The 23,899-nt window shown below is 53.9% G+C and carries 29 protein-coding genes; all 29 read right to left on the minus strand.

Annotation, left to right across the window (positions count from 1 at the left end):
• Positions 1 to 67: 67 nt before the first annotated feature.
• Positions 68 to 814: a thioredoxin domain-containing protein gene (locus QY332_18910; protein ID WKZ35685.1), complete on the minus strand. Its 747-nt coding sequence runs from the start codon at positions 812 to 814 to the stop codon at positions 68 to 70.
• A gap of 86 nt (positions 815 to 900) precedes the next feature.
• Positions 901 to 1,740 (minus strand): lysophospholipase, encoded by an 840-nt coding sequence (locus QY332_18915; protein ID WKZ35686.1) that lies wholly within the window; start codon positions 1,738 to 1,740, stop codon positions 901 to 903.
• A gap of 1 nt (position 1,741) precedes the next feature.
• A complete protein-coding gene (locus tag QY332_18920) occupies positions 1,742 to 2,002 on the minus strand; it encodes a hypothetical protein (protein ID WKZ35687.1) in 261 nt (86 codons plus the stop codon).
• The gene (locus tag QY332_18925; GenBank protein WKZ35688.1) at positions 1,999 to 2,862 is read right to left on the minus strand and encodes a GNAT family N-acetyltransferase; all 864 of its coding nucleotides are present in this window, start codon (positions 2,860 to 2,862) and stop codon (positions 1,999 to 2,001) included. Before QY332_18925 ends, QY332_18920 begins: the two co-directional genes overlap by 4 nt.
• A complete protein-coding gene (locus QY332_18930) occupies positions 2,859 to 3,380 on the minus strand; it encodes a hypothetical protein (GenBank protein WKZ35689.1) in 522 nt (173 codons plus the stop codon). The genes QY332_18925 and QY332_18930 overlap by 4 nt, the downstream gene beginning before the upstream one ends.
• 35 nt (positions 3,381 to 3,415) lie before the next feature.
• Complete coding sequence (locus QY332_18935; GenBank protein WKZ35690.1) at positions 3,416 to 4,090, minus strand: helix-turn-helix transcriptional regulator; 675 nt, start codon at positions 4,088 to 4,090, stop codon at positions 3,416 to 3,418.
• A 45-nt stretch (positions 4,091 to 4,135) separates the two neighbouring features.
• Positions 4,136 to 5,455 carry a CpaF family protein gene (locus QY332_18940; protein ID WKZ35691.1) on the minus strand — a complete coding sequence of 440 codons (1,320 nt, stop codon included), beginning with the start codon at positions 5,453 to 5,455 and terminating at the stop codon, positions 4,136 to 4,138.
• Positions 5,452 to 5,751 carry a hypothetical protein gene (locus QY332_18945; protein WKZ35692.1) on the minus strand — a complete coding sequence of 100 codons (300 nt, stop codon included), beginning with the start codon at positions 5,749 to 5,751 and terminating at the stop codon, positions 5,452 to 5,454. The genes QY332_18940 and QY332_18945 overlap by 4 nt, the downstream gene beginning before the upstream one ends.
• Positions 5,752 to 5,785: 34 nt before the next feature.
• Entirely contained in the window at positions 5,786 to 6,937 is a 1,152-nt protein-coding gene (locus QY332_18950; protein ID WKZ35693.1) for a response regulator, read from the minus strand.
• Positions 6,938 to 6,973: 36 nt separating this feature from the next.
• Positions 6,974 to 7,669 (minus strand): response regulator transcription factor, encoded by a 696-nt coding sequence (locus QY332_18955; GenBank protein WKZ35694.1) that lies wholly within the window; start codon positions 7,667 to 7,669, stop codon positions 6,974 to 6,976.
• A 34-nt stretch (positions 7,670 to 7,703) separates the two neighbouring features.
• Entirely contained in the window at positions 7,704 to 8,891 is a 1,188-nt protein-coding gene (locus tag QY332_18960; protein ID WKZ35695.1) for a HAMP domain-containing sensor histidine kinase, read from the minus strand.
• Positions 8,892 to 8,894: 3 nt separating this feature from the next.
• A complete protein-coding gene (locus QY332_18965) occupies positions 8,895 to 9,917 on the minus strand; it encodes an ATP-binding protein (protein ID WKZ35696.1) in 1,023 nt (340 codons plus the stop codon).
• 19 nt (positions 9,918 to 9,936) lie between these two features.
• The gene (locus QY332_18970) at positions 9,937 to 11,517 is read right to left on the minus strand and encodes an amidohydrolase (protein WKZ35697.1); all 1,581 of its coding nucleotides are present in this window, start codon (positions 11,515 to 11,517) and stop codon (positions 9,937 to 9,939) included.
• Positions 11,514 to 12,365, minus strand: coding sequence for a ParB/RepB/Spo0J family partition protein (locus QY332_18975; protein WKZ35698.1), 852 nt, complete (start codon positions 12,363 to 12,365; stop codon positions 11,514 to 11,516). The genes QY332_18970 and QY332_18975 overlap by 4 nt, the downstream gene beginning before the upstream one ends.
• Positions 12,366 to 12,390: 25 nt before the next feature.
• On the minus strand, positions 12,391 to 13,173 hold the full coding sequence (locus tag QY332_18980; protein ID WKZ35699.1) for a ParA family protein: 783 nt from the start codon (positions 13,171 to 13,173) through the stop codon (positions 12,391 to 12,393).
• Positions 13,170 to 14,021 (minus strand): PfkB family carbohydrate kinase, encoded by an 852-nt coding sequence (locus tag QY332_18985; GenBank protein WKZ35700.1) that lies wholly within the window; start codon positions 14,019 to 14,021, stop codon positions 13,170 to 13,172. The genes QY332_18980 and QY332_18985 overlap by 4 nt, the downstream gene beginning before the upstream one ends.
• A 98-nt stretch (positions 14,022 to 14,119) precedes the next feature.
• On the minus strand, positions 14,120 to 14,926 hold the full coding sequence (gene jag / locus QY332_18990; GenBank protein ID WKZ35701.1) for an RNA-binding cell elongation regulator Jag/EloR: 807 nt from the start codon (positions 14,924 to 14,926) through the stop codon (positions 14,120 to 14,122).
• 9 nt (positions 14,927 to 14,935) lie between these two features.
• Positions 14,936 to 15,706 (minus strand): YidC/Oxa1 family membrane protein insertase, encoded by a 771-nt coding sequence (locus QY332_18995; protein WKZ35702.1) that lies wholly within the window; start codon positions 15,704 to 15,706, stop codon positions 14,936 to 14,938.
• Positions 15,707 to 15,718: 12 nt separating this feature from the next.
• A complete protein-coding gene (locus tag QY332_19000) occupies positions 15,719 to 16,792 on the minus strand; it encodes a PQQ-binding-like beta-propeller repeat protein (protein ID WKZ35703.1) in 1,074 nt (357 codons plus the stop codon).
• Positions 16,793 to 16,846: 54 nt separating this feature from the next.
• A complete protein-coding gene (gene yidD / locus QY332_19005) occupies positions 16,847 to 17,143 on the minus strand; it encodes a membrane protein insertion efficiency factor YidD (GenBank protein ID WKZ35704.1) in 297 nt (98 codons plus the stop codon).
• Positions 17,133 to 17,483, minus strand: coding sequence for a ribonuclease P protein component (gene rnpA / locus QY332_19010; GenBank protein ID WKZ35705.1), 351 nt, complete (start codon positions 17,481 to 17,483; stop codon positions 17,133 to 17,135). Before rnpA ends, yidD begins: the two co-directional genes overlap by 11 nt.
• A gap of 41 nt (positions 17,484 to 17,524) precedes the next feature.
• Positions 17,525 to 17,695: a 50S ribosomal protein L34 gene (gene rpmH / locus QY332_19015; protein WKZ35706.1), complete on the minus strand. Its 171-nt coding sequence runs from the start codon at positions 17,693 to 17,695 to the stop codon at positions 17,525 to 17,527.
• Between the two features lie 138 nt (positions 17,696 to 17,833).
• Positions 17,834 to 18,856 (minus strand): adenosine deaminase, encoded by a 1,023-nt coding sequence (gene add / locus QY332_19020; GenBank protein ID WKZ35707.1) that lies wholly within the window; start codon positions 18,854 to 18,856, stop codon positions 17,834 to 17,836.
• Positions 18,857 to 18,935: 79 nt separating this feature from the next.
• On the minus strand, positions 18,936 to 20,183 hold the full coding sequence (locus QY332_19025; protein ID WKZ35708.1) for a Zn-dependent hydrolase: 1,248 nt from the start codon (positions 20,181 to 20,183) through the stop codon (positions 18,936 to 18,938).
• 80 nt (positions 20,184 to 20,263) lie between these two features.
• On the minus strand, positions 20,264 to 20,707 hold the full coding sequence (locus QY332_19030) for an Hsp20/alpha crystallin family protein (protein ID WKZ35709.1): 444 nt from the start codon (positions 20,705 to 20,707) through the stop codon (positions 20,264 to 20,266).
• 223 nt (positions 20,708 to 20,930) lie between these two features.
• Positions 20,931 to 21,650, minus strand: coding sequence for a response regulator transcription factor (locus QY332_19035; protein ID WKZ35710.1), 720 nt, complete (start codon positions 21,648 to 21,650; stop codon positions 20,931 to 20,933).
• A 1-nt stretch (position 21,651) separates the two neighbouring features.
• Positions 21,652 to 21,894, minus strand: coding sequence for a hypothetical protein (locus QY332_19040; protein ID WKZ35711.1), 243 nt, complete (start codon positions 21,892 to 21,894; stop codon positions 21,652 to 21,654).
• A gap of 15 nt (positions 21,895 to 21,909) precedes the next feature.
• On the minus strand, positions 21,910 to 22,416 hold the full coding sequence (locus tag QY332_19045; GenBank protein ID WKZ35712.1) for an FHA domain-containing protein: 507 nt from the start codon (positions 22,414 to 22,416) through the stop codon (positions 21,910 to 21,912).
• Positions 22,413 to 23,897 carry a DnaJ domain-containing protein gene (locus tag QY332_19050; GenBank protein WKZ35713.1) on the minus strand — a complete coding sequence of 495 codons (1,485 nt, stop codon included), beginning with the start codon at positions 23,895 to 23,897 and terminating at the stop codon, positions 22,413 to 22,415. Before QY332_19050 ends, QY332_19045 begins: the two co-directional genes overlap by 4 nt.
• Positions 23,898 to 23,899 lie beyond the last annotated feature (2 nt).

Genomic DNA, 23,899 nt, shown 5'->3' on the forward strand with positions numbered 1-23,899 from the left:
GAAATTTTACGAATCATAAAAGGACACTGCCGTGATAAGCAGTGTCCTTTTATGATTACATGAATACCTATTGACCCATTTCCGCAAGAGCCGCCTGGATTTCCTGCTGGAAGACACTATACGGCTGTGCCCCTTCGATAATCCTGGTCCTTGTCTCTCCTGCCACGGTATACGTCATCACGAAGGAGGGGGTTGCCTTGATGCCGGCCAGAACACCGTCCTTCATATCCTGGTCGATCCTGTCTTTATACTTGCCGCTATTAAAGCAGGAGCGGAACTCCTCCATATTCAATTCAATGTTTTCAGCAAAGACAAGCAGGCGGCGATCTGTATAAGCGCCGACATTCTCACCGGTCTGGTTTGCAAAAATAGTGTCGTGCATTTCCCAGAACCTGCCCTGATCACCTGCACAATAGGCCGCCTCCGCAGCCCGGCCGGATTCAGTGCCAAGAAAGTCGCCAAAGGATTTATAGACAAAGTAGACTGTGCCGTCAGCAACATAGCCCGCTGTCAACGCCTCTTCCGTGTTCTCGAAGAATACGCGACAGTAAGGACATTGAAAATCCGAATATTCCTCGATCATGATCGGGGCATCAGGGTTTCCAATCGCATTAAAATCCACATTGGTACGGGCGATCTCCCTCGGAGAGGTTACCTCCCCAACAGGCTTGAAATTCGGGTATATGAACAAAAAGGCGAGAAAAAGCGCCCCAATTGAAATAAGCCCTATACTTAAGAAGCGTGAACGCATCTCCTTTCGGCGGATTTGCTCGCGGCGCACCTGCCGCTTACTAATTTCTTTATTGCTGTTCATGCTAACTCCTCTATATTAATATTAATAACCATGGATTTTCCCATGTGAAAATGGATTTGTCAATTAAAGCGTTAAAATGCTCTTATCTATTCGAGCAAACGCGCATCCATCCAAAGTGTCATCGTTTTGAACACATCGGTCTGTACCGGTTCATTGTGGAGTTCATGATAGGCATCCTCCCATAAAACCAGCGTGCATTTCTCCTTTAAGGGCTCGGCAAATTCAGTACTTCCGGAGGGGAAGGCAAGCACATCACCTTTACCATGCAAAAGCAGGAGCGGAAGCGGAAACTCTGCGGCATGCTCAAGGGTCCATTTTGTCACGCCGAGCATGATCTTCCCAAATCCAAGGGAGACCCTATCATGCACAAGCGGGTCGTTGATATAGGCCTGCACCACACCTTCATCGCGTGAAATGCTATTCGGATTCAAGCCGCTGGGGATGGCAACACCGGGCATGACAGCCCCCAGCACCTTTGCCATGATAACTTTCAGCGGCTGGTTTTCAAGCGCGGTGTGCAGTCCTGAACCTGTGGCAACCACCCCCTTGAGGTTCGGCCTGCGGATCAAACCATAATGCAAGACCAGAATTCCGCCGAGGCTGTGCCCATATAAAAAGAGCGGTAAATCTGGGTAACGCGTGCGTGCCTGTCCCAGCAAAACGTCAATATCCTGCATAAAATCTTCAATGGAAGAAATATGCCCGCGCGCGCCACCCGAGCGCCCATGTCCGCGCAGGTCTGAGGCAAACAGGATAAAGCCTGCTTTTAAGAATGCCTCGGCCACATGAGCATACCGCGAACCATGCTCGCCCAGTCCATGTACCAGACAGGCAACCGCCTTGGGCTGTAATACTGTCGGCTCCCATACTTGCGTGAAAATATCCACCCCATCACGTGCTTTCCAATTCGTCTCATAGCGGTTCATTTCATCCTCCAATGATAATTTGAAATTCACATTGCGGCGCACCCATGGAGCGGCAGGTGCGTTCTTCAATATCGTGTTCTTCTCCATCCGCCCGGAATATACATTCACGGATCAACCCAAGCGTCACAAAGCAGATCGGGGCGTCGTTGGATTGAGCCGGGGTTGTGGAAAGCACAACTGACAATGTTTCACAGCCAATTTCTAACGAAAGCGTTTCAACAAACCCCGGCATGATGCGTGATGGAAACTTGATCTGCGTCATGAAATCCGGCTTGTGTGGACAAGTACGGGGAAATGTTCTCCCGTGCGAACGAACCCCAATTTTTTATATAGGGACAAGGACGCAAAATTATCCCCTTGTGTATTGACGGAAAGTTTGCCATTTTGATGGATTCCCAGCCGCTCGATCAAATCGCTCACCAGCGCCGTACCCGTTCCCCTCCCCTGCGCCTCCGGCCGGACCCCAAGCCTGGCGAGGTGCGCCCCAAGCAGACTGCCCGTACTGATCTGGTATCCCACCATGCCCAAATCGCTTTCAGCAACCGTCGCACATACGGCCTGCGAATACGCCCGTTGAAGTGAGTCAACTGTGTTGTGCCAAAAACGGCCGAAGGCGGCAAGGTCCATGCTGGTCACCTCGGGCAAATCATCATCCCGCATTGGGCGTATCCGAAGCCCATGCGGCGGGGAAAATAACTTAGTATTTTCACTGCCCGACTGCAATAGAACGATGTTTTGCTTCAGTTCAAAACCATGGGAAAGCAGGATGTTTTGAAACCATTGCTTGACGACAATCGCGGCAACCTGCGCCTGCCGATTGCCGTATCGGATCTCGCGTGCCGCAACGTCCCACAAGGTGAACCAGGCTTCCGATCCGGAAAGATGCGGATGGTATGCGAAAAGGCGTATCCACGCGACATCCGGCGGGTCTTCCGGGCATGCCAGCGCGGCGGTGATGCGCCCACCTTCTTCCAGTACCCAGTAATTCTGCGAACCGATCCAATCAAGAGCAGACCGCCAGTCGAGATGGCGGTGGCTGTTGGCTTCATAATAAATTAGGTTGGCGATCTGCTGATGATCCTGTGCGACCGCGCGGCGAACTTGCAGGTGGGTGTTAATCATTTAATAAATTTAAGAAGAAATTTTAAAATACGCTCAAATAATCCCGGTGTTTCCTTTGCGTCCAGCGAACCCATCATTTTGAAGGCCGATTCGGTCACCCTGCCCGTTTTCAGTTTAATGGCGGCGGCCGATTTCATGACCATGGCGCGCAAGTCGCCTTCACCGGCCTGGCGGAACAGGTCAGCGGAACGTTCATATTTTTCGATGGCTTCATCAAAGCGGTTAAGCCCCTCAAGCGCAGCAGCCTGATTTCCAAGGGCCCTTGCCTGGCGTTTAATATCTTTTGCGTTTTCAAATATTTGATCGGTACCAAGTGCGGCATCCAATGCTTTCTGTGGTTTGCCCGCCTGCAGCAAAGCAACGCTAACATTGTTCATCATTTCAGCTGCGTTTAGTCCCGCGCGCCCCAGCGTATAGCCCTCCGCCGCCTGACGGAAGTACTCGGCAGCCTCATCGAATTTATTATTTCCAAAGGCCTGCCTGCCCTGCGCTTCAAGTTGGGACGGTTCAGATGTCATGATTGTTTGCCGATTCGATTTCCAAACATGGAAGTTTACAACGTAATATCGAGCAGACCTTCCGCAACAGACCGCAATTTTTCGCGGGACATATCACTAAGTTTCATGGCCAGTTCCAGATAGGGACGGTTGACAGGCTGGCAGACAAAATCCTGCATTTCCTCGGGCAGTTCCAGAAACTTTTGCATGGCCCGCTGGCTGGTCATCCACTGCCCTATGGGACCGCTTTGATCGAAGAAATCCTCAATCCGGCTTCCCATCAGAACAAGAATACTTTCAAGTTCCGGCACAGAGATGGCGCGTTCGCCCAGTTCGTAGCTCTTTAGTTTCGCTTGAGAAATACCGGTCTCCGTGGCGAGCTGGCGAAGCGACGTATTCGCCTTGGTGCGCTCCTGGCGCAAAAGCGCGCCGATCATACGCTGGCGCAAAGCGATCAAGCGTGTCACATCCGCAGCCTCCAGCGGAGAGGAGGCGTCCGATTTCGTTTCATTGCCCCAAAACTGCGCGATGGAAAGTTTCAAGAAAAACACAAGCGCTTCAAGCTCGGGCAGTGAAGGGGAACGGCGTCCCTCCTCGTAGGCGCGGAACAACCCCGGCTTGACGCCAATCGCGTCGGCACATTCCTTGATACTGCGGCGTTCCGCCATGCGGGCATCCCGAATCAACAAACCAAGTTTCTTTTCACGTATTGTGATCTGCGCGTTACTCATATTTCCTCGTCATAAGGTTGAATGCTTGAATTATAGCAGAGTGTTTCAACGACGCGTGGACGGATTGGGGGATGCTTTTGGTGCAAAAACATCGGCACTGAGTTTAAATCCAGCCGCTTCAAGGCGCGGCATGAAGTTGGGACGAATTCCCGTGGCATTCACATCGCCCAACACCTGTCCGTCGGGCGAAAAACCTGCCGGAACAAATTTGAATATATCGGTCAGGACGATAATATCCCCTTCCATGCCTGCCACTTCGGTTACAGCGGTTATTTTACGCTGGCCGTCCTTCAAACGCGTTTGTTGAACGATTACATCCACCGCTGATGAAATTTGCTGGCGCACCACCTTGAGAGGCAGATCCATGCCCGCCATTAGCACAAGCGTTTCGATGCGGGAGATGGCATCGCGCGGTGTATTTGCATGGACCGTGGTCAATGAGCCATCATGGCCGGTGTTCATGGCTTGCAGCATATCCAGTGCTTCGCCACCGCGCACCTCCCCCACAATGATGCGGTCCGGACGCATGCGCAGGGAGTTTTTTACAAGCTCGCGAATGGACACGGCGTGAAGCCCGTCCGCATTGGCAACTTTTGTTTCCATTCGCATGACATGGTCCTGCTGGAGTTGCAACTCAGCGGCATCCTCAATTGTAATGATACGCTCACTCTCGGGAATAAAGCCGGACATGACGTTCAACAGGGTCGTCTTTCCCGAACCCGTACCGCCCGAAATAACAATATTAAAACGCGCTTTTACACAGGCTTCCAAAAAATCAACCATTTGTTTTGTAAAGGAACCAAAGTTGATCAAGTCCTCCACCTGCAGTTTATCCTTGCGGAATTTACGGATCGTCATGGATGGACCATCGATTGCAACGGGACGGACAACCGCATTGACACGCGACCCGTCAGGCAAACGCGCATCCACTGTGGGGGAATCCGCATCCACACGGCGGCCAAGCGGTAAAATGATCCGGTCAATGATGCGCTGGATGTGGTCATCATCATCAAAAACGACATTGCTTTTGGTTAGTTTTCCATCCTTCTCAATGAAGACCTTCCTTGGACCATTCACCATGATCTCCGAAACATCAGGGTCATCAAGTAATTCCTGAATCGGTCCATAACCAAGCAGTTCAGCGAGCACTTGTTTAAATATTTCGTTTTTCAGGTCTTCAGGGAGCTTTAATTTCGTCTGTTCATATGCCCGGGAAATATTCTGCTGTATAAACGTAATGCGCTGCGCCGCCGGGACACCCTCCGTTTCAAGCGCGCGTGAAAAACTGTCGGCAAGGTATTTCTTCAGCCGAATTAAGTCCTCGCCTGTGAGTCGTTTGGGGGCGTCGCCGGCCGGGGTGTTCATCCACCCTCTCCCCTGTCTCCATCCTCATCCACAGGCATGATCCATACGATCTGCCCACTTTGAACGGCAAGAAACGGACCGCTAAAAATAACTTTTCCATCCGCGTCATAAACACTGGCGTTCGTAACAGCCACATAATGCTCGACATGTTCCAACTCATCCTTAAACCGCTCCCCCTGCCGTACATGAACAAGCCCCTTGATAAGGTGGGTCGTTGTCTGCAGTATCGAATGCACAGCCACCTTCGACACCACATTGGTATAAAACTTTCCCTTTTCATCATATTCAATTGTCATGTCATAACTCCCATATATTCAAAGACCTGCAGGGTTATTCCGCCCGCATCTTTTGCGCCAGAGCCGCCATTTCCTTCGCCGTATCCTGAAAAACAATCGAGGCGGTGTCCTTGGGGAACTTCAATGTAAAGGGCTGGTGATGGGTGTTTGCAAAAGCGAAGTTACTGCCAAGGTATGGCATTGTCGCCATAATCTTTATGCCGATCATCTCCTCGGCGTCCGTCTTGCTCAAACCTTCCAGCCCCACCGCGCGGTTCAGGATCGGGTAGATCGAATCCGAGCGGACTCCCTTGTTATTCAAATACATACACAGGGTCTTTGTCAAAGACACGGTGCTGGTATCCGTGCTTATGATCAAGCTGACAAGATCAGCGTGCTGGATCAGCGGCAGGGTGATCTTGGAAAGCGAGCGCCCAATGTCAACAAACACATAATCATAGGACGCCTTCAGGGCAGTGACCACATCCCAAATGCGCCCGACCTTGAGTTGATTACTGCTCTCAGGGTCGGGTGAACCAGCCAGCAAATGAAAGCGCCAAACGCCCATCTCCGGCAGTTCGCGGCTGAAAAATGCGGGGGTGGTTTCCGCAGGAGGCATATCCGTGATCGTGACGATATTCTGCGGCCCGGCATAGCCGACAATTGGCGCAATGGACCCGATCGGCAGGACCAAATCTGCAACAACCAGGCGCGCCTCCGGTTGATATTGAGAAATATTCATGGCAAGATTCGCGCACATGGATGAAGTACCCGTCCCGCCTTTTGCGCTTAGAAAGATAATCAACAGGCCGCCCTGCTTCATGGTTTCATCAGTGAACCCCAGCAGACGATTGATGGTCTCATTAAGAATGGATACGGCCTGCCCGGACTTTGTTATATATTCATTAAAGCCCGCATCCAGGCAGGACTTGATGCGTGTCACCCGGGAGTCGCCGCTCAGGGCAATCAAAGGGGTCTGCGATGTGCGCGCATCATTCCGCAATTTGGAGGCGATCTCCTCCCCGCTAATATCGGTAATATTGGGGTCAACGATCACAAGGTCGGGATGGTCACGCCAGGCGAAAATCAAGCCCTCCTTGCCGGAGCCAGCCTGAATCACTTCATATTTTTGTTCGTATAGTTTACGGGCTATGAAGTTACGACTGGCAACATCTGCATCGATAATAAGGATTTTCTTTTCAGGCATGGTGCATCCCTGCGCACGTCAAACCATGCGCTCTGGTCACGCTTCAACCGGCGGCATAAGGTAGCCCAACCCTGAGCGCGTGACGATATGTCTGGGGTTGTGGGCATCCTCCTCCAGTTTTTGTCTCAGACGGGCAATGCTCACCCACAAAATTTCCTTGTCACTTTTGTACTCTGCGCCCCATACACTCGTAAGCAATTCCTCCGAGGTGAGGATCTTGCCAATATTATGCGCAAACTGCAGCAAGAGGCGATATTCCGTGGCGGAGAGTGAAATGGCATCCCCGCCGCGCCACACTTCGGCGCGGGCGAAATCAATCTTCAGATCGTCATGGGTAAAGAAACGTGCCTGACCGACTTCAGCGGGAGGCTGGGCACGGCGCAACACAGCCCGCACACGAGCCAGTAGTTCCGTGGCGGAGAACGGCTTTACCAGATAGTCGTCTGCACCCAGGTCGAGCCCGCGCACACGGTCCTGTTCCTCGCCGCGGGCCGTCAGGATGACAATCGGCACATTGGAGAACTCGCGCAGGCGCTGGCATGTCCCAAAACCATCGAGGCGCGGCATCATCACATCCAACAGCACCAGGTCAATGGGCTGTGCCGAAAACACCTCCAGCGCCTGAATGCCGTCCTGTGCGGTTGCCACCTCATACCCTTCCGTCTTCAGGTTTGCTTCCAAAAGGCGAAGGTAACGAGGTTCATCGTCCACGATCAAAATACGCTTGGCCATAACGATCTCCTTAAGGCAACATGATTATGAACGGTCAAAGGGTTGAGTCTGCGGGCAGTTCAATAAAGAAGGTTGTGCCCTCATCCAACACCGACTCTACCCAAATCTTACCATGATGTGCCATGATAATTTGCCTGCAAATATATAATCCCAGACCTGTCCCGGTCACCGTACGCTCGCCCGGCACGCGGTAGAAGCGCTCAAAGAGGAAGGGAAGATAATCCTCCGGGATGCCATCCCCGTTGTCGGCAAAGCTGATGCGGATCTTTTTTCCATTGGCGCGCATCGCAATATGAATATCCGAGTTGGGCGCATATTTTATGGCGTTGCTGAATAGATTCTCAAAGACCTGTGAGAGGCGAAATCCGTCGCCGCGGATCGGCGGAATGGGCTTGATATCATAGGAAATCTTTACGTTGGGGCGGTGAGCATTGACACGCATTGCCACATCGCGCACCAGCGCATCCATGCGGACGGGAGAGAATTTAAATTGCAGCGTCTTGCTCTGCAAACGCGCCGACTCGAGCATATCCTCGATCAGGCGTGTCAAACGGTCCGCTTCTTCATCAATAATGGTGAGGAATTCGTACTGGGTGGCATCGTCCCAGGTGGTATCCTGCCGCAGGAGGCTGGTGCTGTAGCCCTTAATAAAACCGAGCGGAGTGCGCAATTCATGAGATATGGTGGAGACAAAATCATCCTGCAGGCGCATTTGTCGTTGCACGGAATCCAGCTCCGCACGCGCCTCCTCCAGATCCCTGCGCTCGATCAGCGCCGCGGACCAAAATGCCTGCAGGGACGCAATTTGAATATGCAGTTCGGAAAACTCCGGTCCGCCAAAACGAATGAATACCAGCGCACCGTTCAATTTTGATCCAATGTACATGGGAATGCCCAGCAAATGGGCGAGCATCATGCGGTTTGCACCATCGGTTTCATGCGCAGGCTCATGCATAACCATCTGCCTGTTTACCAGAACTTCGCTGGCGGCCCCCTCACCCCAGGCTGCATCGGCTTCGGCACGCTTCCCGCGTCCCATTGCGCGCGCATAAACGACGTCCAACCCTTTCGTCCGCGGATCTTCAAGATAAATGGCAACATTATCGAAAACAAAAGAGGCGCGTAAAGACATGAACAACGTATCCAGCGCGGTCTTCCAATCCTGTTTTTGCTGGACGTCCTGAAAAATCTTATGCAAAAGGGAGAGGGTAGAGATATCCATGTTTCAATCACGAACAGCCAGCAGCGGGAATTTGAACGTGGAGCCCTTTCCCTCCACCGATTGCACATCCAACAATGAGCCGTGCGCTTCAATGATCTGGCGGACAAGCGAAAGCCCAAGCCCCGTCCCGCCAAAATGGCGGGTGGATGAACCATCCAACTGGTGGAAAGGCTCGAAAATTTCCTTCAAGCGACTCTGTGGGAAGCCAATGCCCGTATCAATGACGGAAACCTGTACAAGATTAACCCCTTCCTCCTGGAGATGGATCATCACGCTTCCACCGGAGGGGGTGAACTTGATCGCGTTATCAAGCAATTGGTTCAGCGCCCAGGCAATCTTCTCCGGGTCCGCCTGCACCGCGGAAAGATTTTCAGCGGCGGCCATCTGGAGTATCACACCGCGTTCATCCGCCTTGTTCGAGGCGGATTTTACGGCCAACGAGACCAGACGGTGAATATCCACTTTATCAAGTTTCATGCTCATTTCACCGCGCGAAGCCAGCGAGAACATGATCAGATCTTCGATCATGCTTTCAAGTTTTGCAGCAGAACGCTGGCTGACCTGCAAGGCATGACGCTGGTCATCAGAAATACTCCCCAGTGATTCTGTGACCAGCAGTTCAAGGTAGCCTTTGATGTGGGTAAGCGGTGTACGCAGTTCATGCGAGATGTTTGCCACAAAATTGGCTTTCATCTGGCTGAGTTCCGATAGCTTGTTGAGCGCCTCATTCAGGTCGGCAGTGCGGTCTTTTACACGCTGTTCGAGGTTGCGGTGCGATGCCTGCAAGGCGGAGCGCAGTTGGATGAGCTGTTCAGTGACCGCCTCATCGAGCGTATCCCGGTCCAGCATGTTCAAATCCATCAAGGCCTGACCAAGCAGGTATTGCCTGCCTTTTGAGACCTGCTCCTGCTGAAGGGCAAGCGCCTTCTGCAGGTCAGTATCACTGATCAAGCCCTTCTGGACGATGTATTCGCCGAGGCGGGGAATCAGCAGTTCCGGGGTAAGTTTTGGAAGGTTTTGTGCCATGCGCTATCCAATCACTCCATTATTGCAGGACCCATTCTCCATTAATCATCGTCGCATTTGCACTTAAAGTCAACAGGCCCTTGGGGTCAATTTGGAAGGGGTCTTGATCCAGCACGATCAGGTCAGCATGATAATTTTCGGCGAGTTTGCCGAGGCGGTCCTCTGCATTGGCAGTGTAAGCAGCGCCCAACGTAAAAGCGGACAATGCCTCAGTCAACGTCAAGGCTTGTTCGGGATACCAACCTGCGGCGGAGAGCGAAGCGTCAGCACGCTGGCGGGTGACGGCGGCGTGCAATCCCAAAAACGGATTGGGCGACTCGACAGGCGCATCCGACCCAAAGGCAAGGGTCGCGCCGAAGTTCAACTGGTCGCGCCAGGCGTAGGAGAATTTGGCGCGGTCGCCCCAGAAGCGGTCGGCGGCGTACATGTCCGACGTGGCATGGATCGGCTGCATGGATGCAATGACGTTCAGCTTTGCGAGGCGAGGCGCGTCGTCGGGGTGGATGACCTGCACATGCTCGATGCGGTGACGCAGATGCGGCAATCCGTTTTCCTTTTCGTAGCGGCGCAGCTGCTCGAAGGCATTCAACACCTCGTGATTGGCGCGGTCACCAATGGCATGAACGGTCATGCTCAAGCCGACATCCGCGGCTTTGCGGCAGTGCTCGAAAAGTTCCTCGCCGTCCATGTTGAGGATGCCGCGGTTGTGCGGTTCGCCTTCATACGGCTGGAACATCGCCGCCGTGCGTGGACCGAGCGCGCCATCCATGAATGCCTTGACCGAACCGATCCACAACCACTCATCGCCAAAGCCTGTGCGCAGACCAAGGTCGTTCGCCTGCCCCACGCTTTCGACGGGGATGTTCTTGCACACGCGCAATTTTAGCTTGTCTGCCGCATGCAAGGATTGCAATGCCATAAAGGATTCACGACGGTCAAAATCGTGAATCCCTGTGATACCCATGCGCCAGAGGACAGGCTGCGCCTTTTCAATCGCCTCGGCAATCTCGCTGATGCTCGATTCCGGCACGACACTGGATACAAGTCCCATGGCGGTTTCGAGCAAAATGCCCGTGGTGTGACCGTGCGCATCGCGCTGGATTGCGCCGTCTTTTGGATTCGGTGTGTCGTTTGTGATATTTGCCAACTTCATCGCGGACGTATTCACCCACGCCGCATGGAGTGATTTGGCCGTGAGATACACGGGGTTATTTGGGGAAATGGCATCGAGTTCAGCGGCTGTCGGAAAGACGCCGTCCCATTCATTTTGATTCCAGCCGTGACCGAGCACCCACTCGCCGGGTTTGGAGTTTTTCGCCCGCTCCTCCACGCGGCACAGACATTCTTCCTTTGTTTTAGTTTCACAATCCACTTTGGACAATCCCAGCGCGTAATGCTGGATGTGGATGTGCGCATCGGTCAGCCCTGGTAGAATGGTCGCCCCTTTCATGTCCTGCTTATCCACTTTGCCATGCGCAATGCTTTCGAGTTTGCTTTTGTCACCGATTGCAATAATCCATCCGCCCGCGATGAGAATCGCATTGGCGCGCGGATCGGATGGATCAAGCGTGTGGATGTTGGCATTGAAAAGAAGTTTCATATCAATTTATCCAGCAGCGCATCCAGTTCTTCATCGGAATAGTAGTAGATCGTCACCGTGCCGCCTTTTTTGCCATGTTTGAGCGCAACCTTGGTTCCCAAACTGCGCTGGAGGCGTTTTTCCACATCCGCGACATCGGCGTTGCGGCGCGGCTTCTTTGCCTTGATGGGCTTGGCGCCTGTCAGTTTCCGCACCAGTTCCTCCGCCTGACGGACATTCAACGACAGATTCATGATCGTTTGCAATGCAGCTGTCTGAGCCTTCTGTGTGGAAAGCATCAACAGGGCACGGGCGTGCCCTTCGGTGATCTTCCCGTCCACCAGGGCCTGTTTGCCGGCATCCGCCAGACCGAGCAGGCGCAGGGTGTTTGTCACAGCGACGCGGCTTTTTCCGACACGCTTCGCAACCGCTTCGTGCGAAAGACCGAAGTCCTCCACCAGTTGACGATAGGCCTCGGCTTCCTCCATCGCGTTCAAGTCTGCGCGTTGGACGTTTTCGATCAGCGCGATCTCCAGCAGTTCCTGGTTGTTCGCCTGCCGTGTGATAACGGGAACCGTCCGCAAGCCCGCGCGCTGGGAGGCGTGCCAGCGCCGCTCCCCTGCAATCAGGACAAAGGTCCCATCGCCGTTCGGCGAAACGATCAACGGCTGGATGACCCCGTGCGTCCGTATCGACGCAGCCAGTTCGTTCAATTCATCCTGCTCGAAATTGATGCGCGGCTGGCGCGGATTCATCTTGATGGCATCCACCGCCACCTGTTGTACACCTCCGCCTCCAGATGTGGGGGCAGGCTTGCCGCCCGGAATGAGCGCATCCAGCCCTTTCCCCAGACCTTTTCGTTGAGCCATACTTCTCCTTTTCCTCATCCGAAAATCAGGAGGAGGGGCGTTTGCCATCGCCTTTCAATAATTCCCTTGCCAGCGCCTCGTATGCCAGCGCACCGACTGAGGTCGGCGCGTACTGGGAGATCGGCAAGCCATAAGAGGGAGCCTCCGCCAGACGAACATTGCGCGGAATGATGCTCTTGAAGACCTGATTGGGAAAATGCCTGTTCACCTCCGTGACCACATCGGTGGACAGATTTGTGCGGTTATCGAACATGGTCAACACCACGCCACGTACATAGAGTTCGGGGAAGAGCGCTGAGCGTACGCGCTCGATGGTTTGCGTCAGCTGGCTGAGCCCTTCCAGCGCAAGATACTCGCATTGCACGGGCACGATCACGCCGTCCATTGCCGCCATCAGGCCATTGACAGTCAATAATCCAAGCGAAGGCGGACAGTCCACCAGAATATAATCGTAGCGCTCGGCAATCGTCAAAATCGCCTTTCGCAAACGTGACTCGCGCGCCAGTTCATCCACCAGTTCCACCTCCGCGCCGGCCAGCGCCGGCGAGGCGGGCAGCAGGGATAATTGCAGGCGTTCGTTCAACAACACATACGGAAAAATATTGGTCTCGCCGAACAAGGCCTCATAGGTGCCGCCCTGCACACCCAGTTTATCCACGCCCAGACAGGAGGTCGCATTGGCTTGCGGATCCAAATCCACCACCAGGACGCGCTGACCCATCTGTGCCAGATAGGCGGCCAGGTTGATCGCGGAGGTGGTCTTGCCCACACCGCCCTTTTGATTCACCAACGTATAGATCTTAGTCAAGACAAAACCTCCATTAAACAACTTTCGATTTCCGGCCGGGTGGGGATGCCATTCAATCCCGTACGCGTCACCGAATGCGCTGCAAGGTTGGTCGCAAAACGCGCCGCCTCCCACGGGTCACGCGTGGCGGACAAACGTACAAAAAATGCCGCCGCGAAAATATCGCCGGCGCCAGTCGCATCCACTTCATCCATAACAGGCGCGCGGAAACGGCGGCGGTCCCCGTTCCAATACAGGACTGCGCCTGCCTCCCCTTCCGTGAGACATAGGATGCGTGTGTGGTGTGCCATCCACTCGACCTGCTCGAGGTCGCGGTTCACATCCTCCACGCTCATCACCACGCTTCCCGCCCGACCGAGAACCTGTTCGCTGTTTCCCCACACACAAGCCTCCACCCGTCCATTTTCATCCCAGGTGCGCATCCAGCCTTGCGGCGTAACTCCCAGCAGGGAAGCAGATAATTGCTCCGTCAGGGAAACATCCAATTCATGCGCAATGGGCGCAAGGTGGATGATCGGCGCACCCCGCCATGCCTGCGGAATATGCTCGAACAGGATCGGCGCGGCTTGATGATGCAGTGTTTGTCTGCGTCCGTTTTCAGTCTTTATATTCTCGAAAGTCGTGCTGTGCCCGCTTGGGACATTGACAATCTGAATCCCATTCATGAGTTGCAATGGCGCGTCCTGCCCCGTTGAGGTGACAATTCCCACCCGCAGACCCAGCGTGCGCGCTGTCAAGGCGGCGTAAGAAACCGTCCCGCCAAGTTGTTTGCCAGCGGGTGTTAAATCCACAGCCACATGACCGATGGCAAGATAATCCACAGGCGTAAGGGATGCAAGTTCCAACATAAAACGAATTATACCGTAGGGGTTGCGCCCAAAACATTTCCCCGCCCCGATGGCCGCAATATAAGAAAAGACCGCCGTGAAGGCGGTCTTTTTGGAATTTATTCCTTGGGTAAAATGACAACTTTGCGATACGGGTCTTCGCCTGTACTCTCCGTGATCACCGCGGGATGACCCCGCAGCTCGATATGCACCACACGGCGTTCACTGGACGTCATCGGTTCCATCGTCACTTTGCGCCCCGTTTTTGTCACCTGGTCTGCCATGCGGTTTGCCAGTTGACGGATCTGCTTTTCGCGCCGTGCGCGATAGCCCTCCACGTCAATGGTCAATTGCACCCACTGCTGGGTATCCTTCCCAACCATGAGGGATGCAATATGTTGAAAAGCATTGAGGGTCTCTGCATGGCGTCCAATCAGCGCAGTCAGGTCATCCCCGCGCACATCCACCTGAATGGTGCGGTGGTCATCCGAGCTGGACTCGTCATAATTGGCAGAGACCTGCGCCTTCATGCCAAGGTAATTGATCAACTTGGAGACCACCTGTTCGGCGGTTTCCAAAAGATGGTCGTCGTCATGGTGCTCCACTTTTGGGGCAGGTGCAGGTTTCTCGTCCGCAGGCTTCTTATCAACGCGGCGAGGTTTTGTCTCTTTCGGTGTTGACTGTGTTTTTTTGGCGGGAGCAGGCAGCGGGACCGCATTTGAAGCGGGCATTTCCTGACCGGGAGGAGGATTTACCGTCAGGCGCACGCGAACCTGACGGCCGCCGAGTCCGAATAATCCTTTTGAGCCCGAATCCAAAACCTCAATGGAGACGGCTTCTGCCGTCAACCCGAGTTGGGACAAGCCCTGTGCGAGGGCTTCTTCAACTGTCCCGGCGATGATCTCAAGCGTGGTTCGCTCGTTCATGTTGCCTGCCTATTTCTTTTTTGAGGGTGGTTGTCGCTTGGCGCCGCCCGGCAAAATATTGCTCCAGTTGGCGCGCCCGGTGGACGCATATTGAGCCACGCCCAAGACGTTGCTGATGATGAAATAGACGGAAATGCCGGAAGGGAAAGTGAGCGCGAACCAGCCCAGCAACAGGGGCATGTAGATGCTCATCATTTTTGTCATCTGGGCGCTCTGATCGTTGGGATTGCTCGAAGCGGGCATGGTCAGTTTGGACTGAATCCATGTGGTGACTGCAACAACAACAGCAAGGATATAGTAGGGCTCGGGTTGTCCCAGATCCATCCACAGGAATTTGCTGTTGAGCGGGATGATGTTCTCCACGTTTTGGAATGGATAGACCGTGCGGGCGAGTTTGAGCATGTCGAGCGGGGTCGCTGAAAGCGCGGTCGTGATGCTCTGGTACAAACCAATGATGATGGGGAACTGCACAAGCGTCGGCAGACAGGATGCGAAGGGATTGATGCCGCGGTCCTTGTAAATACGCATTTGTTCCTGCGCGAGCTTTTCCTTATCCTTCGCATATTTCTTTTGAATGTCCTGCCATTCCTTGTCATTCTGTAATTCCTGCATGGCCTGCGCACCCTTCACCTGCGCGGCGTTCAAGGGCCAGGTAATCAGTTTGATCACAATGGTAAATAATATGATCGCAAGACCAAACGTATGCGGGCCATGCCCAAGTACGTCATAGATCCACAGCAAAAGATTGGTCATGGGTTGGATGATAATAGTATGCCACATGAGTCGGTTTCCTTATTTCCCGGGCTGGAACGTCCAGGCTTGTTTGCCATCCGCGTCATAAGCGGCAAGGGCAAACTCAGCCTGATACGGCGCCACGAGGATCAAATCACCTGAAATGACAGGGGTGGTATAAATACTGCCGCCGGGTGTCTTTTCCCAGACGATTTTCCCGTCGCGGTCCAAAGCGTAGAAGGAGCCCGATTCAGTCGCAACGTAAATCTGGTCGCCCACTACAAGCAGACTCGCCACGATGGGACCATCCGGCTGAACGTTATCCCAGTTCTGGCGTCCGCTGGTCAGGTCAAACGAATAGAGCATTCCATCCAGGTCGGCGTAATACAGGGTTTCGCCATCCAGAGCGGGGGTTCCCCAGATCCAATTTCTGGCAGTGGCAATCACTTCATGCCTGCCGTCGGGTTGAATGAACTCAATCCTGGATGCAAACGAACCCACATACACCCCATCATTTCCCATTGCGGGGCTGCCGGGGGCTGCGCCGCCGAGGTCAATTGGATCGTTCAAAACGCGTCCAAGGGGGTCAACGACGTAGAAGCGATGGTCAAGCGAGGTGACATAAAGAAGCGTGCCGTCGGTTGCCGGGGTGGACCACAATGCGCCGCCCAATTCAATGGGGTCCGCAATTTCCCTGCCTCTCATATTAAGGATATACAGAAAACCATCCGTGTTGGGCGCATAGATCACATCATTGAGGACAAGCGGCGAAGCCACCCATTTTCCGATTGACTTCGTAAAAGGTTCAGTCCAGTTCTCTTTGCCCGTTTCAGGGTCAATGCTTGTGAAGGAGTGGGCTGAACCGGCGCTCCCGATCAAAAGTTGACCATCCGGCGTAAGGACAGGGTTTGCATAGAATAGTAATTTGCTGTCCGCATCGGAGGGGTAACGCCAGACTTCGCGTCCATTTGTCACGTCCACTGCGTAGATGTAGGAACCGCTGGAGATGTATGCGCGTTCGGCATCCGCGGCGAGACCAGGCCAGTTGTTTGACAGGGGCTGTCCACTACACGCGCTGAGAAGAATGACGCCAAGGGCCAGCAGGGAAAATAAAAGCAATCGTTTTGTTTTCAAATTCGTAATACTCCTAACTCGTTGCAATCGTCCCTCGATGGGGCGATGATTTTTCTATGGAACAGGGTCGTATCCACCGGGGTTGAAGGGGTTGCAGCGCAATACGCGCCAGCCCGCCATGAGCGAGCCTTTCAAGGCACCGTGTTTATAGACCGCCTGATACCCATAATGGGAACAGGACGGGTAAAAGCGGCAGGTATTTGCAGGCAGGCCCGGCGAAACCACCATTTGATATAAACGGATCAACGCCAGCACGGGGATGCGCGGCAAATTAACCAGCGTGCGCGGCAGATCGCGCAGACGCGGTTCATGGGAATAATCATGGAGATGGAACTGGTTTTCAGGATTCATCCGCAGGGAGGATTTTGGCTCGCTGGAGAAGGTTCGTCAGCGCGGAGCGGGTATCTGCCAGGGTGGCGGTTACCAGCGCGGGTCGGGCGATCAGGATCAGGTCCCAGCCGGAGGCGAGTGAGGAAAGCAGGGGGCGCATGGCTTCGCGTAAAAGTCGTTTGGCTCGGTTGCGGTGGACGGCTGTCCCTGTCGTCTTGCCTGCGGCAACACCCACACGGACATGGGTTGCTGTTTCGCTGGCCTGCGCCACTAACACAACAAGCGGATGGGCATAGGACTTGCCTGATCGCCGCACCCGCTTGAAATCTTCGGACCGGGACAGTCGGAATTTTCTCTGCACCCGCACCTCATCGTGGTCTCCGCGTCAAAACGCGAGGAGGCCTACCAACGAGTCCGCTTGACGTGTTCGTTGGACTTGACTGCGAGTCTGTAACGGCCCTTGAGGCGGCGGCGCTTGAGCACTGCGCGGCCATCAGCCGTGGACATGCGTTTGCGGAAACCGTGCACGCGCACGCGGCGGCGGATCTTGGGTTGATATGTTCGCTTGGGCATTCTAATTTTCTTCCTTTATTACTGAAAAGATGATTACACAATCCCCAATGGGACAGGGTATTCTGGGGTAGACTAGCGTGTTATTATACCAAGAGGGTTGCGAATCGGTCAATTTGAGTTTTGGGCAGTTTGAGGGTTTCAAGCCCGGGCATTAAAGTATGTATCCCAAATTCGTTGTTTGGCGGACTCCTCGATAAATGAGGCTTGAAAGGCAAAACGATTGCAAACGTGGACATCCGCCATGCTCATACCGAGGACTTCGTGCGCGATGCGGTATTCGTTATTGACATTCGTCTCAAGGACTTCGGGATCATCCGAATTTATCGTGACGCGCACGCCGAGATCGAACAGCTTCTTGAGCGGATGCGCCTCGATCGTCGGGACGGAATTGGTCAGGTAATTCGACCACGGATTCACCTCAAGCGTGATGCCCCTTTCCTTGATCAACTCCACCGCCTGCACGTCCTCAATGCTGTGTATGCCGTGTCCAATGCGGTCGGGCTGAAAGTTGCGGATGGATTCGATCACATAGGAGGCAGGCGTATCCTCGCCGGAGTGGATGGTCACCTTCAAGCCGGCCTCCTTCGCCTTCAAGATGGGTTTGACAAAGTCCTTCATCGGATAGAGCATTTCGCCGTCGGCAAGGTCCACGGCATTGATATGCCTGCGGTGGCGGATCGCCCAATCCACGGTTTTGACGCACGACTCCGCACCCATGCTGCGGGAGGTGATGGCAATGATGCCGATTGCCATGTCGAATTCCTTTTCCGCCCGTTCCTGAGCGCGGAGCAGACCATCGAGGCAGGCGTCCCAATCCAGGCCATGTCCATGAAACGCCCAATCGGGCGAGAAGCGCACTTCAAATAGTTTGATATTCTGCCGGGCACAGTCCTCGAACAATTCCCAGGCAATCCGCTCGAAGACGGCGGGGGAGGTGATGCTGCGTTGAAAAATATCGAACGCTTCCAGGACGGCTTGCAGGTCGCGCATCTGATCAAGGACTTTGACGTGTTTGTCCAGCTCTTCCGCTTCGTAGGCGGGCAGGGAAATGTTGTATTCGCACGCAACGTCAATGATGGTCTGCGTGCGGATCGCGCCCTCGAGATGGCAATGGATCTCGGTCTTGGGAATGTCGTTGTATTTCGGGTCGAAATTTTTCATGGGTGCATCCTGATTTTATTGACCACAGATAAACAGGTAAATCAAATCCGCGTCCACGCGGGTTCGTCTGTGGTTTATTTTACCCGCTTGTTAATCTCAAAACCGTTTGCAACAGCACATTCGCGCCGTTGATGCAGTCCTTCCATTTGGTGAATTCGCGCGGCGAGTGGCTTGCACCGTCCACAGATGGAACGAAGATCATGCCCACAGGACACAAATCCGCAAACGACTGCCCGTCGTGTCCCGCGCCGGACGGCATGGACAAGTGGGTCAGTTCCAAACTGTCACAGGCTTCTGCAAATGCATTTTGAACCGCAGCGCTCATCGAACTCGGCGAATGCCTGCCGAGAAATTCAATGCTCAATTCCAGGCCAAAATGCTCCGCCTCGTTTTGCGCCAGCTCCAGCAATGCAGCATCCAGGCGTTTAAATTGCCCCACATCGGGTGACCGAAATTCCAATGCCAAATCCACGCGTTCCGGCACAATATTAAATACGCCGGGCGTAAAGTCCATATTGCCCACATTCACAACACAATTCGGAAAGTCCCTCATGACCAGTTCGCGTGCGGCAAGCGTGAACGCACTCGCACTCAGGGACGCGTCGAGCCTATCCTCCATTGTGGTTGAGCCTGCATGGTCCGCCCTGCCGATGAAGGACAAACGATGGGACCAAATTCCAACAATTGCCGTGACAATGCCCACATCGATCCCCGCGCGTTCGAGTCTTTTCCCCTGTTCAATATGGACTTCAAGATATCCCGCCAGCGACTCTTTCATCCGTGCGGCGCTCAACATGCTGGCATCGGACAGTCCCGCCCGTTCCATTCCCGCGACCAGATTTTCGCGTCCGCCACGCGGGGAATCCAGATCCTTTTGACTGAGATGACCCGCCAGCGCTGCGCTCCCAAGCAGACCGACCAACGTGCCTTCTTCATCGGTAAAGTCAATCGCCTCCAAATTGACCTTGAGCCTGATCCCGTTTTCCTGGATGGTTCTCAACACCTCGAGAGCGGACGTCACGCCGAGAGCGCCGTCGTAACGCCCTCCATTCGGGACGGAGTCCAGGTGCGAGCCGATGAGCAACGTGGGAGAATGCTCCACATCGTTTGCAAGGACAGCGGAATGATTCCCCGCCCCATCCACGCAAAATTCCAGGCCGCAGGCTTCGATCTGCTCGCGGAACCAGGCACGTGCCGCAAGATGCGCATCGTTCAATGCAGGCCGATGCACGCCGCCGTCTGCTGTAGCGCCGATGGATGCCAGCTGGGTAAATGAATCAAACAAACGGTCCGAATTGATGCGAAGACTTGAATAGGTTTGCGTCATGGGAAGCCTCCTGTCCCCACAATCATATAACAAAAATTGGAGCCGGGCGGACCCGGCTCCAATTTCGTGTGCATCACGCGTTATTTGGTCTTGATGGTAATGGTCTTGGGTTTGGCTTCTTCGGCCTTGGGAAGCGTTATGGTGAGAATGCCGTTCTCGAAATCGGCTTTGGCTTTATCGGCGACGACATTGGTCGGCAGGGCGACGGCACGTTCAAACGCGCCCCAGCGCTGTTCGCGGATATGGTATGCCTTTTCCTTCACTTCTTCCTTCTGGCTGACTTCACCCTTAAGGGTGAGTACTTCGCCGGTGATGTTGATCTGGACTTCATCCGCTTTGATGCCGGGCAGGGCGGCTTTCACCACGACCTCATTATCGGTCTGGTACATATCCACCGCCGGCACTGTCCAGGGATTGCCGGCCAGGCTGAGCGGACGGGTGAAGGCGTCGTCGAAGAGGCGATCCATGGCTTCGCGCAACGTCATCATATCACGGGCGGGTTCCCAACGAATTAAATTAGACATAGCTACCTCCTTTTGATTTGGTTGGTTTGAACCTACGCTCTTAATTTAAAACGCCTGTGTTAGAAAGACACAAGCGTTTTGTCTGCGTTTCGTTAAAATTTCAGGTAATTAGAAATTTGACCAGCGCGACGATCCCATACACCAGTCCAAGGCAGATTATGCAAATGGCAATCAATTTTCTGATGGCCGCAGGCTCATTTTCAGGCTTTTGTTCGGACATGGATCATTCCCTGCCGCGTTTGAAGTCCACAAAGCGGTAGCCCACGCCGCGCTCGGTAAGGATGTACTGCGGGTTGGCGGGGTCCTTCTCCAGCTTCTGGCGCAGGTAGTTAATGTAAAGGCGCACGTAATGCGGCTCGTCCCGGTATTCATATCCCCACACCTTCTGAAGCAGTTGGTCGTGTGAAACGACCCAACCCGCATTTTGCACAAGGTGGAAGAGCAGACGATATTCCGTCGGGCGCAATTTGACGAGTTTGCCTTCCAGCCAGATCTCGCGGCGGTCGAAGTCAATTTTGAGGCGTTTGTCGATCTCGAGCAAACCGTGCATGGAACCGGTGGCTCCCTCCGTGCGGCGCAGGACGGCTTTAATACGGCTGACCAATTCACGCGGACTGAACGGTTTGGTAATGTAATCGTCTGCGCCGTTTTCAAGTCCGCGCACACGATCATCCTCCTCCCCCTTGGCAGTCAACATGATGACCGGCACATTGCTGAATTCGCGGATGGTCTCCAAAACCTCAAACCCATCAAGGTCCGGCATCATCACATCCAACAGGATGATGTCCGGCGTAACGTCCCGTATCCTTTGAATGGCCTGCTTGCCATTAAAAGCTTCACTCACCTGAAAGCCATCATGTTCCAGGTTCATGCGGATGAAACGCACCATGCGTTCTTCATCATCCACAACCAATATGCGGCGGCGTTCCATTGAATCCGGCATGCTAGTCCCTTACGAAACCGATGATCTTCTCTTCCTCCGCGCTTTCCAGGATCTCAATGAAACTTAACGAGGAAAGCGGCCAGATGACCCTGACGACATTATTGTCAATATAGTGCAGGTCCTTGCCGTCCCTCTGGCGCGGGTTCATGACCACGATATTCGTATCGGCGGGTTTGGGAAGCTCTTCAATCTCTCCGGCAATAGCGCCTTCCCCGGCAATATGTAATATAATTGAATACGCCATATGATGCTCTCTTTCCTATTTATCCTCAAGCAATATTTGTATTTTCATCTTTCCAAGCGCAATGATATCTCCATTATTTAGATTCTGTTCCACATTGGGAGAGAGCTTCTTCCCGTTGATGTACGTGCCGTTGGCGGAACCGAGGTCCATGAAAATGAGGCGGGCGCCATCCCTTTTGATAACCGCATGCAAACGCGATACTCCCGCAGCATAGGCTTTATATGGTGAAAGGTCGATATCAGGCATGATCGGCTGACCCTCGCTGATGCGCCCAATGGTAAATTCGTTGCCCGAGGAAAGTGGAAGCACCTGCCCGGTATCCAGCAGGTGGAGACTTCCCCACGCCTCCCCCCCGTCGAACGATTGATACAGATCTCCTGTGGATACCTTGCTATCCCTGAATTTGTCATCGGAAATCGTTTGGGTGGTAAAGGAATCCTTGCCAACCAATTGAGCCCCGCACTCGGCACAAAACATTGCCCCGTCCATGTTTGCATGCTTACAACTCGAACAGACGATCATCCTGCCTTCTCCTTTACACCGCTCAACAAAAGCGCCCGTGTACTATATTTTATATCCTTGTTGCCACCCGCGCTCCAGGCATGCATTTTCTCGAGGTTCTCGGCTTCGAACAAGGCCGTCTTCGCAAGGGAATGTTCCCCCTGTGATAACAGGTGTGTGGCAAGGTTTTTTAGATGGCGGACTGCCGTATCAAATTGACCCGCATCCGCCGCCTCGCGTGCGCGTTCCTGCATCCGATACAAGGTAAGGCGCGCGAGCGCGCTCAAAATCCGGGTCGGCGGTGGATCCGCTGAAGGGTTTTGCTGCACCGCACGGGTGAGGTGCAAACGAATCGGCGGAACCGGTGTGGGCCGGGCCGTAATGGAAGTCTTCAATGTGCCGCTTAATAACGTCGCAATATCATCGTCGCCCAAGGCGCCCGGGCTGACGAGAAACTCAAACAAGACTTGCAGCGGCGCGTCCCGCAAAATCGGGCCCAGATGCATGGGCATTTCAATCTCGACGGAACCGCCTTCGGGCTGCAGGCGAAACGCGTAATTTATCTTGACGTTTTCCTGCTCCGTGAATTCCAGCAGGACTTCATCTGCATATGTGCTGATCAGGGCTTTAAATTTCTCGACAAGCAGATGCTCAATATCCTTTGGTTTTGAGATGTAGGCGGAGGAGCCGCCCGTTTTGCTGGCAAGTGCATCAAGAAAGATATCGTTCCATTCATGTCCAATGCCCATGCCGGTGATGCCCACGTTTTGAGCGGCGGCCTCCTCGGCCAGCTTGAGGCATGCCTGTTCATCTCCATAGGTTTGCCCGTCGGTCAGCAAAATAACATGGTTGACACGTGAGGGATCCAGGGTGCGGCGGATTTCCTTCAGTCCCGCCTCCAGCCCGGTGTAAATCTCCGTGGCACCGGATGCCTGCATCATTTGAATGCGCCCCTCCTGCATCTTTTTATCCAGTTTGATCGAGGCGGGGATAATCACTTCAGCGCGGTCGCTAAACGCAACCATGCTCAGCACATCCTCAGGGCGCAGACTGCGCAACAATTGGATGGCGGTGGCTTTTACAATATCCAATTTTTCGCCCTGCATGGATGTGGAGCGGTCCAGGACAAGGCAAATATTCAAGGGCGGGGATGGGATGGTTGTTTTTTCCTCGCGAGGGCCGACTTCCAGCAATACATAAATCAATTGGGGTTCACCCAGCTTCACAAGGTTCGGGCGGCTGAAAAAAACCTCATGTTTGATGACCGTGTTGCCTTCAACATCGGGGGGTAGTGTCGCATCATACATACTGCGCCGCTTGGGATTTGAAAGCACCTCATAGGCCTGCTGTGTCTCCAGAAACAGCTCGGTTTCACCCGCGGCAACGTTTTTATCCGGATGCAGGCGCTGGGCGGCTTCAAAATAGGCACGCTTAATCTCCTCCTGTGATGCATCACGGAAGACACCCAGGATCGCGTAATAATCCGGCTTGCTGGATGACATTT

Source organism: Anaerolineales bacterium, assembly GCA_030583885.1.
GTDB lineage: Bacteria > Chloroflexota > Anaerolineae > Anaerolineales > Villigracilaceae > Villigracilis.